At 70.2% G+C, this 13,781-nt stretch carries 11 protein-coding genes; 5 read left to right on the plus strand and 6 right to left on the minus strand.

All coding sequences use genetic code 11. From position 1 onward, the window contains the following. Positions 1 to 100: 100 nt before the first annotated feature. The 4 genes from ORI94_RS22775 to ORI94_RS22790 all read left to right on the plus strand — a co-directional run bounded on the left by ORI94_RS22775 (position 101) and on the right by ORI94_RS22790 (position 3,819). Positions 101 to 1,429, plus strand: coding sequence for a PP2C family protein-serine/threonine phosphatase (locus tag ORI94_RS22775; protein ID WP_266078613.1), 1,329 nt, complete (start codon positions 101 to 103; stop codon positions 1,427 to 1,429). Beyond that, on the plus strand, positions 1,426 to 1,785 hold the full coding sequence (locus ORI94_RS22780; protein ID WP_266078706.1) for an STAS domain-containing protein: 360 nt from the start codon (positions 1,426 to 1,428) through the stop codon (positions 1,783 to 1,785). The genes ORI94_RS22775 and ORI94_RS22780 overlap by 4 nt, the downstream gene beginning before the upstream one ends. Before the next feature lie 172 nt (positions 1,786 to 1,957). Then, positions 1,958 to 2,851 (plus strand): MEDS domain-containing protein, encoded by an 894-nt coding sequence (locus tag ORI94_RS22785; protein ID WP_266078615.1) that lies wholly within the window; start codon positions 1,958 to 1,960, stop codon positions 2,849 to 2,851. Further along, the gene (locus tag ORI94_RS22790) at positions 2,848 to 3,819 is read left to right on the plus strand and encodes a sensor histidine kinase (RefSeq protein WP_266078618.1); all 972 of its coding nucleotides are present in this window, start codon (positions 2,848 to 2,850) and stop codon (positions 3,817 to 3,819) included. Before ORI94_RS22785 ends, ORI94_RS22790 begins: the two co-directional genes overlap by 4 nt. Positions 3,820 to 3,850: 31 nt before the next feature. On the opposite strand, the gene ORI94_RS22795 is transcribed toward ORI94_RS22790, so the two are convergent. The 3 genes from ORI94_RS22795 to ORI94_RS22805 form a co-directional block, all read right to left on the minus strand. Beyond that, entirely contained in the window at positions 3,851 to 4,363 is a 513-nt protein-coding gene (locus ORI94_RS22795) for an ATP-binding protein (protein ID WP_266078620.1), read from the minus strand. Positions 4,364 to 4,499: 136 nt separating this feature from the next. Beyond that, positions 4,500 to 5,345, minus strand: a complete 846-nt coding sequence (locus ORI94_RS22800; RefSeq protein WP_266078622.1) for an RNA polymerase sigma factor SigF — start codon at positions 5,343 to 5,345, stop codon at positions 4,500 to 4,502. Positions 5,346 to 6,078: 733 nt separating this feature from the next. After that, entirely contained in the window at positions 6,079 to 6,735 is a 657-nt protein-coding gene (locus ORI94_RS22805) for an HAD family hydrolase (RefSeq protein WP_266078624.1), read from the minus strand. 431 nt (positions 6,736 to 7,166) lie between these two features. Here ORI94_RS22805 and ORI94_RS22810 point away from each other — a divergent pair, with 431 nt between their 5' ends. Continuing rightward, positions 7,167 to 7,409 carry a hypothetical protein gene (locus tag ORI94_RS22810; protein ID WP_266078626.1) on the plus strand — a complete coding sequence of 81 codons (243 nt, stop codon included), beginning with the start codon at positions 7,167 to 7,169 and terminating at the stop codon, positions 7,407 to 7,409. A 425-nt stretch (positions 7,410 to 7,834) separates the two neighbouring features. Here ORI94_RS22810 and ORI94_RS22815 read toward each other — a convergent pair whose 3' ends face one another. The 3 genes from ORI94_RS22815 to ORI94_RS22825 form a co-directional block, all read right to left on the minus strand. Beyond that, positions 7,835 to 8,404 carry a hypothetical protein gene (locus ORI94_RS22815; protein ID WP_266078628.1) on the minus strand — a complete coding sequence of 190 codons (570 nt, stop codon included), beginning with the start codon at positions 8,402 to 8,404 and terminating at the stop codon, positions 7,835 to 7,837. Between the two features lie 2,050 nt (positions 8,405 to 10,454). After that, positions 10,455 to 11,861, minus strand: coding sequence for a cytochrome P450 (locus ORI94_RS22820; RefSeq protein WP_266078630.1), 1,407 nt, complete (start codon positions 11,859 to 11,861; stop codon positions 10,455 to 10,457). A gap of 226 nt (positions 11,862 to 12,087) precedes the next feature. Next, entirely contained in the window at positions 12,088 to 13,446 is a 1,359-nt protein-coding gene (locus tag ORI94_RS22825) for a tetratricopeptide repeat protein (RefSeq protein ID WP_266078632.1), read from the minus strand. Between the last annotated feature and the right edge of the window lie 335 nt (positions 13,447 to 13,781).

A 13,781-nucleotide genomic window follows, 5' to 3' on the forward strand; every position in this document is an offset into this window, starting at 1 on the left:
CTTGCCCGCGGGTGCTGCCAGCTTCGTAGGATAGGCCAGGCTGCCGCAGGCCCTCGCCGCAGGCAGTATCACGACGGACGCACGACAGGGAGCGGTAAGGGTGGCGGCAAGTCCTTTGCAGGTCCCCCTGCCACGGGCGTCCGACGAGGGAAGTCGCCTCGACGCGGTCCGGCGCTACCAGATCCTGGACACGCCGCCGGACGGCGCGTTCGACAGGATCGCGGGCCTCGCTGCCCGGATATTCGACGCGCCCATGGCCACGGTGGCGATCGTGGACACCGACCGGGTGTGGTTCAAGGCCGCCTACGGACTGACCGGCGTCACGCAGATACGCCGCGATCCGGGCCTGTGTTCCTCCGCCATCCTCCACGGCGAACCCTATGTGGTCACCGACGCCGCGACCGATGCCCGCGCGCTCGCCGACCCCCTCGTTAAGGGCGACATCGGCGTCCGCTTCTACGCCGCCGCTCCCATCACCACGGCCGACGGACAGCGTCTGGGCACGGTCGACGTCCTCGACACCCGACCGCGCAAGCCGACCGATGTCCAACTCGACGCCCTGCAGGACCTGGCCGCGCTGGTCATGGACGAACTCGAGCTGCGTCTGTCGGCCATCCGCACGGTCGCCGCCGAACGCGACCGGCGCACTGAAGCCGAACGCCTCGCCCGGACCCTGCAGCGCACCCTGCTGCCCCCGGCCCTGCCGACGGTCCCCGGCCTGCAGACGGCAGCCGCCTACCACACGGCCTCCCCGCACGAGGTCGGCGGCGACTTCTACGACCTGTTCCCCCTCGACGACGGCCGCTGGGCCTTCTTCCTCGGGGACGTGTGCGGCAAGGGCGCCGAGGCAGCCGCACTGACCTCTCTGACCCGTTACACCTTGCGCGCCGCCGCCATCTACGACCCTGACCCGTGCGCCGCGCTGTCCAACCTCGACAGCGTCCTCAAGGGCGAGTACCAAGGCAGCGACCCCCGCTACTGCACGGCGGTCTTCGGCGTGCTGCAGCCTCTTGCCGACGGTTCCTTCACCGTCACTCTCGCCGGCGGCGGGCACCCCTCGGCCCTCGCGGTACGCGTCGACGGAAGGGTGGAGCCGATCTCCACCGCCGGCGGCCAACTCGTGGGCATGCTGCCCGACCCCCAGTTCGTACAGAACACCACGCGGTTGTCACCGGGTGAGAGCCTCCTGCTCTATACGGACGGTCTCACCGAGGCACGCACCCCGGATGGCACCATGCTCGACGAGGACGGACTCACCCAGCACCTGCTCTCCACGTGCGTCCACGCCGAGGACCGCTGCGCCGACGGATTGCTGGGCTCCGTCGAAGCACTCCTGCACCGCCTGGGCGACGGCGTCAGCGACGACACCGCGCTGCTCGCCCTGTCCGTACCCGCACAGCCCGAACCCCGCACTCTGGAGAAATGGTGACCGAGCCCGAACACCTGCTGACCGTCACCCCGCGACACACTCCCGCCGGTCCCTTCGTACTGGAGGTGACGGGTGAATTGGACCACCACAGTGCCCGGCTCCTGACCCAGGCCGTCAAGGAAGCCCCCTTCGACAGCCATGGTGTGATCCTCGACCTGTCCGGGCTGACCTACTGCGACTCCACTGGAATCACGGTGCTCCTCACCGCCCACCAGCGGTCACAGACAGCCGGCTCACCCCTCAGCCTCGCCGGCGTCAACCCGGACCAGATGCGCGTCTTCCAGGTGGTCGGACTCGACCAGGTGTTCACCTTCCACGCCACCACCCAGGAGGCCGTCTCCGCCCTGCGACGCTGACCCCGCGCCCCGCTTGTCCGCACGCTCGGTCTCCGGACGCCCACCGACCGCCGTGTCGCCGTGCCACGGCAGTGGTTACAGTGGCCGGTACACGGTTGTCCGGCCATGACGGAACACGGGCACGGGAATGCCCTGAGCAGGCAGGATCGACAGGGGAGGGGTGGAGGCCGGGGTGATCACGTACGAGGGTACGGACCGCCGGGTCCAGGACATGGACCATGGTGATCACTTGTGTCTGGCGTTCACCGACGATGCCGAGCAGCGCCGAGTGGTGACGGCGTACCTGACGTCCGGCCTGCACCGTGGTGAACGGATCATGTACTTCGCCGACCAGCTCACTCCTCAAGAGGTCCTCGGCTGGCTGGCCGTGTCCGGCACCGATCCCCGCCCGGCTCTGGAGAAGGGCCAGCTCGTGGTGACGACAGCGGACGACAGCTACCTGGCGGCAGGCTCGTTCGACGCCGACGGCATGGTGGCTGCCCTGCGGCAGGAAGTCAGGGAGTCCCTGAGGGCCGGTTATGCCGGTTTGCGCGTAAGCGGCGAGATGGGCTGGGTGCTTCGCCAGGTCCCGGGGGCCGACCGGCTCGCCGATTACGAGACCAAGGTCAACCAGGTGTTCGCCGGCCAGCGGGCCTCCGCCGTCTGCCAGTACGACGCCCGCCGCTTCAGCCCCGACCAGCTGGACCACCTGCACGGCTGTCATCCGGGGGCGGTCGAGCCCGAGCCGCTCTACCACGACAGCACGCTGCGGCTCGTGCCCTCCTTCCGGGGAGGACGCCGCAGCCTGCGCGTGGTGGGCAGCGTGGACCACCGCACCGCGGACGCCCTCGCCGATGCCCTGGAAACAGCCCTGGCCTGGCCGGGCGACATCCAGGTGGACATGCGGGCGCTGGAGTTCATCGACCTGAGCGGCGTACGGGTGTTGGCCCGTGCCGCCGCGCGGTTGGAGGACGGCCGACGACTGCACGTCGTGGAGCTCGCGCCCTTGCTCTGCCAAGTGATCAGCATGGTCGGCTTCGACGAGACCCCCGCCCTGGTCGTCACCGCCCAGGAGGTCCTCGCGTGACCGGCCGCCTCACCGCACCGCCCCGGCCGCGCCGAGGCGGTGGCCTGACCCACCAAGGACTCATCTACAGCAGCAGCCAGGAATTCCTGGCCACCGCGGTGCCCTTCTGCCTCGAGGGCCTCGAGCAGCGGGACGCCGTGCTGGCGGTGACCACCCCCGCCAACATCGACCTGCTGCGACAAGCACTCGGGGACGCGTCCGGGCAGGTCGAGCTCATCGACGCCGACGAGTGGTACCGGGCGCCCGGACGCACCCTCGGCGCCTACCACCGGTACGTCGGCCAGCGCACCGGCACGGGGCGGCACCAGCGGGTACGCGTCATCGGCGAGCCGGTCTGGCACGGCAGGGACACGCTGGAGACGACGGAGTGGACCCGCTACGAATCCGCGATCAACGTCGCCTTCGCCCACTGCCCGGCCTGGATCATCTGCCCGTACGACACCCGGGTCCTGCCCGAGAGCATCGTGGCCGACGCCCGGCGTACCCACCCGCACCTGGCCGTGGCGGCATCCGCCCGCCCCAGCGACAGCTATGCGGACCCCGCCACCGACAACAGCTGGCATCGGCCGCTCGCGCCCGTGGCCGGGGAAGGAGAGGAAGCCTTCATGCACTTCGGAGCCGACCTTTCAGCAGTGCGTTCCACAGTCGCCGAAACCGCTGCCGAGATGGGCCTGTCCGCCGACGGTACCCAGCGTCTCGTGTTCGCGGTCAACGAGGTCGCCACCAACGCCGTCCAGCACGGCGGAGGCACGGGGCACATAACGGTCCACCGCGCGGGCCGGCGCATCGTGTGCGACGTCACCAGCACCGGCCGCAACAAGACGGACTGGTACCTGGGCTACCTCCCGCCCGACCCACAGCAGCAACGCGGGCACGGCATGTGGGTGGTGCGTCAACTGTGCGACCTGCTCGAAGTCCACACCGGACAGGACAGTACGACGGTACGCCTGCACGTCAGCCTCGCCTGAACGGCGCGTACCGGCCCCCGCACCGCACCGCCTACCGTGGCATCGGCCGCTCACCGGGCTGGACCATCTGACACCCCGCGCGGACCGAATCGTCCAGTGGGATACGCGCGGTAATACGCTTGCCGGTCGGTTCTCGCTGGACATCGAGGTCCCGGCTCAGCGCCGCGACAATCTCCAGACCGTGCTGGCCGACCCGGCGCGGGTCGGCAGGCTGGCGCCTCGGCAGCGTCGTTTCACCGTCCCGAACAGTGACGGACAACGTGTCCTCAGCAAGAACCAACGACAACTCCACTGGCCCGGAACCGTACTTGATCGCGTTGGTGACCAGCTCGCTCACCACCAGCTGCGTCGCCTCCACCACGCGCACGGACAGCGCCGGTTCCCTGCCATTCTGCGAACCGGCGAGGAACCGGAGCGCGGAGTCACGCGCCTCGGCGGCGTGGAACATCTGCCGCTCGAACGTTACGGAAAGCGTCCTCGGACCGTTGCCAGCAGGTGCCTGCCAGAATCGTGAATCATTCAGTTCGAACTCACCATCCCGCACAACCGTCGCGTGACTCCCCCGTGGAGCACGGAACATCGACCCGTCCCTCATGGCCAGAAGACCTGGCAACCCGATGATAGTTCCCGCGTGCACTCGGCCGCCGTCAGCCCAATCGTCGCAGAACCGGCCGGACGGTTCAGTGGCTGCTGAGCATGCCTTCCCGCAGGCGGGCCAGCAGACGCGAGATCAGCCGGGACACATGCATCTGGGAGATGCCGAGGCGCTCGCCGATGTCCTTCTGGGTGAGTTCCTCGACGAACCGCCAGTGGATGATCTGCCGGTCGCGTTCGTCCAGCTCGGCGATCATCGGAGCCAGGGCGTGGAAGTCGTCCACGAGCGCCAGAGCGGCGTCGTCCGTACCGATGAAGTCCGCCAGCGCCGACTCGCCGTCCTCGCTGCCGCTGATGGTCGCGTCCAGGGAGGCGGAGGTGTAGCCGTTGGCCGCCAGCCGGGCCTCGACGACCTCGTCCTCCGGAAGGCTCATCAGCTCGGACAGCTCCCTGGTGGTGGGGTTACGGCCCAGACGGCTGCACAGCTCCTCGGTGGCCCGGGCCAGCTGGACACGGGCCTCCTGAAGCCGCCGGGGCACGTGCACGGCCCACGAGGTGTCACGGAAGAACCGCTTGATCTCGCCGACGATGTACGGCACGGCGAAGGAGGTGAACTCGACCTCACGGGTCAGTTCGAACCGGTCGATGGCCTTGATCAGGCCGATCACGCCGACCTGGACGATGTCCTCCATCTCCTGCGGCCCTCGGCTGCGGAAGCGGCCGGCCGCGAAGCGGACCAGGGAGATGTTCATCTCGATCAGCGTATTGCGCGCGTACTGGTACTCGGGCGTCCCCTCTTCGAGCGTCGTCAGCTGCTCGAAGAACAGCCTCGACAACTCCCGCGCGTCCTTGGGCGCCACCCTCGACGGGTCCGCAATCTCCGGCATCGCCGTGGTGGTGTGCTCGGTGGTCTGTGCGGTCGCCGTCACCATGATGTGCCCTCCCAGTCGATCGGCCTTGCCTCTGCCCGTCTCATCGGCCGACGATCGAGCGACTACCCCGAACAACGGAGCGCATGCCTCGGTCTTGCCCGGCGGACCGTCGAACCCAACGGGTCTGTGTGCAGCACGTCCTGATCCTCGTCCGCTCCACGGGGCGCGCCGCCCCGGGACGCAACGGCGTTCCGACATCCCGGTGATGCGCCGGCCGGCCCACTCGTCCACGGCGTGGGGCTGCGATCCCGCACGCAGGTCGGTCTGGGCCCTGCGGTGGGCGCGACGACTGGGCACCTCCACCTGTGTGCTCCGTGTACGTCACGGCGGGCGGGCGACGCGGCGGAGGCCGTGGACCTGGGTGGCGAGGAACCGGCGCCGGGTAGGGCCGGAGCGAGGAGGGGAAGGCGCAGGCACCTCCTGGGGGCTGTGGGATCTCCCCTGCGGTGGAGGGGGCGATCGAGTGGCCGAGGCGGGTGAGCCCGCCCGGTGTGCGGCGGTCGTCCCAGATGCTGTTCTCGCGTGCCAGACGCAGGATGAGCTGCTTGGCGGTGGGCACAGCCGAAGACCGTCCCGGGAGGCGGCGCCCGGTGAGTGTCCGCTTCCGAGAGACCAGGCGCCGATGCCACGCCGGCGGGACCGCCCGCCAGGCCCCGAGGACGGCGCCCGCCTCCCGCCGTGCCGCATCGTCACACGAGTCATGCGCCTGCGGGCATCCCGCGGTGATCTTTCCTCACGCCAGCGGGCTGTCGGCCAGGGACGCGAGCAGTTGGGCGGGGCCGTCGTAGACCGCTCGCGCGCCCGCCTCCTCCAGGTCGGCGCGCGGGATACCGCCGCACAGCACGCCGACGCAGTGCACCCCGGCCCTGCTGCCCGCCTTCATGTCCCACACGGTGTCACCGACGAACACCGCGCGCTCGGCGGGCACCCCTGCCAGCTCCAGGGCGTGTTCGACGGGTTCGGCGGCCGGTTTGCCCTGCTCCACGTCGTCGGCGCTGGCTGTGGCCTTGATCGCGTCGTCCGCGTCGATCGCCCGGCGCAGCGCGGACAGCTCCGCGCCCCCGGCGGAGGTGGCGAGCACCACAGTCCAGCCGTCCTGGTCGAGGCGGCGCAGCAGCCGGCCGGCATCCCGCAGCGCGGGCAGCCGGTCGAAGTACTGCCCGTAGAGGGCCTTGTGGGCGGCGCTCAGCTCCTCGTCCAGGTCCTTGTCCCGGTCGTCCCCGAGCAGGTGGGCGACGAGGTCGTCGGAGCCGAGCCCGACGGCCCGGTGGATCGCGTGCATCGGCACCTGATGGCCCGCCTGCCGGAACGCCTCCCACCAGGTGGTCACATGGAGGTGGTTGGTGTCGACGAGGGTTCCGTCGACGTCGAACAGGGCAGCCCGTTCCATGCGCCGGTCCCTTCCTCTCTGTCGTCGTGTGCCACGGACGTAGGTCGTCCTGTTGTCGCGGACGTCCGCGACGGTACGGGTTCCACGTCAGGGGCTTGTCACTCCGGCCGGAGCTCAACGGGGGCGCGGCGGACGGCTGCTCACCGTCGGTGCACGGTCCCTGTCCACAGGCCCGCGCCCCGAGCATCGCTCGTGAGGCCGCCGCGCTCAGCGAACGGCTCGTACGCAAGGAGCCGTCATGTCCGACATCACCGCGCTGCTCGCTCCGACGGCCCCGGACGCGGCCCCCAGCGCCTTCGACTGCCTCCGGACCGTGCGGGCCGACGACGTCGGAGCCGAGCGGATCGCCGTCCCGATCACCGTGCTGCCGAGCCCGGACGCGCACGAGCCGTGCGAGGGCGCCTTCACCCTGGAAGCCCTGGGGCGGCTTCGTGACCTTCCTGCGGAACTGTGCGCAGGCGGGGCCGGACACGGCGGAGGCTCTCGCCCGCGCGGTCATCGACCTCGTCGTGCGGCTCCTCACCGAGGACCACGAGAACGTCGCCGATGTCCTCCGCCCACTGGAGGCCGTCGGTGTGACCAGGCCCTCGATCGCATCCCGCGCCGGCGGCGGAGGGTCCGGCCACCGGGCCGAGATGATCTCCGGGTACGGAGATCTTGCCGGAGCCACGTAAATATGTACGCCGCCGACCCCACCCCTCGCCTGTGCCGGCGACCGGACGTGAGGGGCCTCCCGGCTCCGGGCAACAACCGGGGTGTTCCTGCCCCAGGTCCCCTTCACCCTGAACGGGCAGGACTGCTCCCCCACGCTTCGGGCGCTGCCCAGCAGCGAGTCCCGCGCCGTGGGGGGGCGGCCTTGCCGTATTCGCCGTGCTCGAGGGGAAGGTCCGCATGATGCCGCAGGTCCCGGAACGCCCCCTCACCGAAGCGGGTTCTGGCGCGCCTCGGCGGTGAACAGGCTGCCGCAGGTGTGCCGCCGGACGGGCCCTGACGGCACGGAGACCACCACCGTCACCGACGGGGCGCGCGTTCCCTTCACCCACTCCGTACGTGCGGCCTCCTCACCCGAGGGAGAGGGCCTGCCGGCGTTTCACGGTCTTCACGGGATGAAAGGGGTGGCGGAGCGGGCCCGCTCCCACATGCCGGGCAGTTGTTCCTCGGGACGTTGCTGCTCACCGTGCAGGGCGTTGAGGATCACCAGACATCCGGTCAGGGCCGGTACCGCCCACTGCGCGTAGCCCAGCTGCCGCCGGGCCTTGTCGATGTCGATGGGATGCTGCTCCGCCTTGTCGACGTCCTGCGGGTCGGACGAGGAGGCCAGCTCGACCTTCTTGCCCAGGATGCGGGCGTAAGCAGTGGCGGCCAGGGCCCCGGCGGTGACGAGGGTCTTGGCCGTAGTGGAGGCGGCCACACCCTTCTGCGCGGCGATCCGGTGGGTGTTCACCGCGAGCAACCCGCCGCCGCCGAACAGGTGCGCACCGATGGCGGCGGCGTTGACCGGCGTCCACTTCGCCCAGCCCGACGAAGCGATCAGCGCCTTGGCCTGGTCCGTGCCGCCTTCCTCCTTTGCCGCACCGTTCAGACCAACCGCACCCATGAGTGAGCCGCCGAACCAGGCTGCCAGGCCCAAATCGTGCAGACTGCGGATCCAGGTATTGCGTTCGGACACGAGAGCGCTCCTTCGAAGGGCTGTGAGCTGACAGGAACATCGAGCACTCCTTCACCCTCACCCGGCCATGTTCTCGCCGCCATCACTGCTGACCCGGGCGGGTGATCCGCTTGCGTGGGGCGGCGCCTCAGGCGAAGCCGTGTCCAGGCTCAGATCCAGACGGTTCCTCCGCTGCGGTGGGGCGATCGCCCGGACGGAGAGTGAGCCTGACAAGGCCAACGGCATGGCACAGGCCACCGGGGTGGGGCCACCTCGGCAGGAAGCCGCAGGGAACGGCATCACCTGTGTTCGCCGGGCTGCACCACGGTCGCCCGGCCCCCTCTTGGGTAGGTCAGTTTCGCCACCAGGACCTGCGGGCCGTTCTCCTCGGTGACTGCCGTCCCAGCACCGCCGGGGCCGCGAGGGGCGCTGCCCGTGAGGTGGGGATCCATCATCGGAAACGGGCGGCCGGGACATCGCGCAGTTCACCCACGGCGGTGTACGCGATGGCGGCCGGCGGAGCTCGCTCGGTACAGCTCCTCCACCCGCAGGTGTACGAGCCCAGGGCGGTGTACCAAGGCGGCCGACCCTGCTATGAGGGGTACTGCCATGAGGGCATGAGGGGTAGACGACCCGCTCACCGCCTGAGTGGCGGGTGGTTCCCGGCCGGGAGGCCGTCCGTGCCTTCGGGACAGGGCACGGACTCGTGGTGCCTGAGCCGTATCGGCCCTCGAGTGGCGCCCGGTTCGTCGTCCGGGCCGCCGGAGCGGGACGGCCACCGATGGCTGAACCACCGGGCGACCGGGGCGATGACGAGCAGAAACGTCATCCGGGCAAGGCCGTCCCTTCGAGGCTCTGTCAGGCGGGGGCGTCCTGAGGGGGCTGGGGACGGGGCGATCCCTGTTCCTCCTCCTTTTCCCTTTCCTCCTGGGGGAGCCATGGCAGCCAGGTGAAGGGGTCGTCGGTGGCGAGCGGGGCGGGAAGCGCGTCACGGTGCCTCGCGTACGGGCCACGCACCGGCTCGCACTGCCGATGCGCAGCCACCGGGAGCGAGCTGCAGTGGCATGGCGTCCGGCGCCGGGAGTTCCCGGTGACACAGCGTGCCGCCCTCGGAGCCGGCAGTGAGCCGTTCGGCCGCCGTTCGGTTCGTGAACTGCAAAGGCGGGTCATAGAGAGCACGGTGGTGATGGAATCACTCATTTCCTTCTCCTGACACAGGATCGACGGCACGAAATTTCGGAGACCGGTGCCAGACCGTTTAATCCACACAAGTCGCGGAGTGAGCTTTCACCGCTTCTCCGCATGTTGTTCAATTCCCGCGCAGCATCGGTCGGCGGGTCCACTCCGAAAGGGCAAACGAAAGACTAAGTCAACCCCAAGTACGGCACAAGGGCTCACCCACGCATCGCGAATGCCCGCGAACGGTCACGCGCCGCCGCCCGCGAACGGGCCCCCTCCTGTGGCGTCGGCAGGAAAAAGAGCAGGACAGTGCTGTCGCAGCCAAAACGATGACTTTGTCACCACGTGAAGAACACATATGCGGCAGTGCCCGTATACCCTTGTTCGGGGACCGGTTCGCGCCCGCTTCGCCTGCTCGCCGGACGGAGCAGTGGGTGGCGGTATCGGTCGGCTGCGCGCCGGACCGGTGGGGCCGTGCATCCAGCGGTCCGTCCGGGCGAGCGGTGTGCGGACGGCTGGCTGTCATGTCCAGCTTGGTGGGGGCTTGGGCGGCGGCGCGGACGCCGCACTGGTGACCGCGTGCGTGTCCGCGTCCGCCGGGTGGGCCCGTGCCCGCCTGTGCGCCCTTCCGGAAACCTCCACGTACCGGAGCCGCGTGCAGCGGGCCGGAGTCGGCAGCCCTGCACGGCTTCCCGAGTCGCCCTGCCCTCCGCCTCGCCTCCGGAGGGCTCACGCGCCGCCGTTCATCCGCAGGCGGCCGGGGGCGCGGACGTCCGCGACACTGCGCGAGGGGGCCGCGGACGGATTCCCGGCCGCCTCCGCCATCGTGCCTGCGGCGGCGTCGCATCCTGCACGGCCTCGCCCTCGCCCTCGGGTGTCAGGAGCCGCGGCGTCACCGGGGGGCGGGCAGCACGTCCGCCGAAGACCGGTCGACCGGAGCCAGTCGGCAGTCGACACTCTGCGCCGCCCGGATGGTGACGCCCGTCTCCAGCGGCACTTCCTCGGCCACCCCGGTGAAGTGGTAGCGCTGCAGGAGCACCGCCACGGTGAGCTTCATCTGCAGCATCGCGAAGTGGTTGCCGATGCAGGAGCGCGGGCCGCCGCCGAGCGGGAACCACGCGTACCGCGGCCGGCCGCTCTCCCGCTCGGGCCGGAAGCGCTCGGGGTCGAAGCGCTCGGGGCTCGACCAGTAGGAGGGATGGCGGTGCGTCACCCAGGGGGACACGTAGACATGGGCGCCCGCCGGTATGGCGTGCCCCTCGACGACGGTCGACCGCACCGCCCTGCGGATGAGGACCGGCGCGGCCGGATAGAGGCGCATGGCCTCCTTCAGTACCCGCTCAAGACCGGGCAGCGCGTCCAGGTCGGCGGGGGTGGGCCGACGTCCGCCGAGCACGGACCGCACCTCGGCCCGCGTGGCGTCCTGGACGTCCCGGTGCTGCGCCAGGAGGTACATGGCGAAGGTCAGCGATGTCGCCGTCGTGTCCGAGCCGGCCAGCAGGAATACCAGCACCTGGTCGCGCAGTTCGCGATCGGTGAGTGGGGTGTCCTCGTCACTGCGGGCGTTGATGAGCAGGGTCAGCAGATCGTCCGCCCCCTGCTTTCCGACGGGGCCGCGGCTCGTGCGGCGCTGCTCGATGAGCCGGTCGCACAGTGCGTGCAGTTCCGCCTGCGCCGCCCGCGCCCGGCGGTTGGCGGGGGTGGGGAGGGACCGGGGCAGTTTCACCGGCATCAGGCCCCGCCTCAGGGTGTACGTGCTGAGTGCGGGCATGCAGCGCCGCACCACTTCAGCCGCTTCCTCGGCGTCCGAACCGAACAGAATGCGGGTGATCATCCGTACGGTCAGCCGACTCATGTCCTCGTTGAGGTCGGCCCCTGCGCCTCCGTCTGCCTCCCACTGGCCGCACAGGGCGTCGGCCTCGTCGCACACGGCGCGGGCGTAGTCCGCCACCTTCTTCTTGGTGAAGAGCGGGGAAAGCAGGCGGCGCTGCCGCAGATGGTCGTCGTCCAGGCTGCTCAGCAGACCGTTGCCGAAGGTCTCCCTCATTTCCAGTGAGAACGCGTCGTCCTTGCGGAAGTTGGCGGACTGGGAGGCGAGGACCTGCTGGGCTCCGTCGGCGGAGAACACGAAGTAGATCTTCGTGCGCAGCCCCGGGAGCCCGGCCACCACCCGTACCAGGTCGCCGTTCTCCTTCCGGGCTCGTTCGTAGGTCCCCAGCGGGTCGCGCCGCAGGTCCAGCATGGAGCCGAGGAGCGGCAGTCCGCTTGCGGTGGGCACCTCGATCGGATTCGTCTGCATTGCCTGCATCCCTCTCAGTGACTCGACGGGGCGGCCTTCCCCGCGGAGTTCGGGGGCGCGGGCCTGCCGTTCTCACCTCCATTCCACTTCGGTGCGGCTGCGTCCGGTAGGGCTGCCGGACAAGTGCTTGCCGTGCGCGACTCACGCTTGTGCACTTGTGTGTCACGCGGTGGGCAGGCCGGGGTCACGGAGGTGCCGGCTCCGGTTCGGCACCGGGGACGCGAGGTCACAGCGCAAGGCTCGCCGGAGGATTCTGGTAGGCGGCGTAGCCGTCCAGGCGGTCGATGGCCGAACGCACCGATGGCCTCCTCGCGTGAGGCAGCAGCCTGGTACGCAGGCCGCGCAGCCTGCCGGCGGTGCGGGGGCAGCGGATGCGGCCGTAGTCGTCGAGCAGGCGGTCCGTGACCCCGCACACCCTGTCCACCCGGCCGTCCAGCAGGAGGACCTCGCCGAGCTGGGCGAGCGTCAGTGCGCGAGCGCGATGCGCGCGGCCGGGCCGGTGCCGCAGTGAGGCGGCGAGCGCGTTGGCCGCTTTGTCGTAGTCCCCGAGGCTCTGGTAGACGTGACCGCGCTGGTAGTGCAGCGCCGCCACGGGGTAGCCGCTGAAGGGAGTGGTGGGATGTTCGTCCCGCCCCCCGTGCAGCTCCATGGCGTCGCAGAGAGCCGTGAGTGACTGGCGCCCCAGGCCGGCCGTCGCGTACGCCACGGCGAGATGGCTCTTCAGGAAGGCTTTGATGGGCGACGGCGCGTCCTCGGGCGCGGCCGACCAGGCGGAGACCGCGAGAGCCGTGCCCCGGTGGCCCAGCTGGCACAGCTGCGCGCTCATGGCCCGGAGGGTGACGGCGTACAGGGTGCGGTCCCTCGCCTCGATCGCCAGCTGCGCGGCGACGTTGAAGTACTGCTGGGCCGCGCCGCTCTGACCGCAGTCCGCGCACATGCGGGCCAGCAGATGGGTCAGCCGGGACAGCTTGCCGAGAAGCTGTGCGTGGGTCTGCGGGTCGGTCCGGGCGGCAAGAAAGGCAGCGCCGTCGGTGGCGAGATAGGCGGCCAGCGCGGTCCGCCCGTGCGCGCCCCCGTAGGTGTCGATGGTCTCCGCGTAGTACGTGATGCTGTGGGCCAGGGCGGCCAGGTCGCCCGCGCCGAGCCGCCAGTCGCCCTGTGTCGGTTTCGGCTCGGCCTCGGTCCAGGCCGGAGGGGTGTTGGCAAGCCGGAAAGGGAGCGCGCGAAAGGCTCTCCGGGTGGTGGTCCCGGTGTCGGCCGCGGTCAGCGTGGCCAGCGCCGCCCGGCCGCTGCCACCGGTGGTGCGCAGCGCGTCGGCCGGTTCGTCGGGGACGAGCGCAAGGCCCGTCTCCGGGATGCTGACATGCCGGCCGATACGCCGGGTGAGCGTCTCGGCCACCAGTGCGGGAACCGGGGCCGGAGGCCGGGAGCCTGCCAGCCAGCCGGCCACGGACTTGCGGTTGTAGTGGAGGGTTCTGTGGTTCTCGGCGGCGGCGAGGTTGATGGACCGGGCGAGCGCTTCGCCGGACAGCCCGGCTTCCGCTAAGAGCCGTTTCAGCTTGTGATTCGGGTGGCTGCGCGCCATGGCGACTCCTTGGAGTTCGAATGGTGGAGGCGGGAAGAGAAACCCCGGTGACGGCTCTGCACCGATGGGTCCGTCGCAGCGGTGGGGCGGGCCCGGCAAACCTGCCCCATGATCAGAAAGCATTTATACGGTTAACCTGACTCCGGGACACAAAACCGATAGTTTTCAGCCTCATCACGGTCCGGGCTCCATCGCTCTGCAGCCGGAGACCGCACCGCGAATCACACGTTCACAAGAACGCGACCCGTCGGACATCACCACCCTCAATAGCCCCTTGGCCGCCGACACGGCAGGTGTTTGACTACCGGTGTCACCAGATCCGTGAATTCACCATC

The sequence above is a fragment of the Streptomyces sp. NEAU-W12 genome, from assembly GCF_026242095.1.
GTDB lineage: Bacteria > Actinomycetota > Actinomycetes > Streptomycetales > Streptomycetaceae > Streptomyces.

Coding starts and splice junctions, on each gene's coding strand:
- ORI94_RS22825 (WP_266078632.1), bottom strand. CDS start 13,446: ATGGCGCGCAGCCACCCGAATCACAAGCTGAAACGGCTCTTAGCGGAA.
- ORI94_RS22820 (WP_266078630.1), bottom strand. CDS start 11,861: ATGCAGACGAATCCGATCGAGGTGCCCACCGCAAGCGGACTGCCGCTC.
- ORI94_RS22800 (WP_266078622.1), bottom strand. CDS start 5,345: ATGGTGACGGCGACCGCACAGACCACCGAGCACACCACCACGGCGATG.
- ORI94_RS22805 (WP_266078624.1), bottom strand. CDS start 6,735: ATGGAACGGGCTGCCCTGTTCGACGTCGACGGAACCCTCGTCGACACC.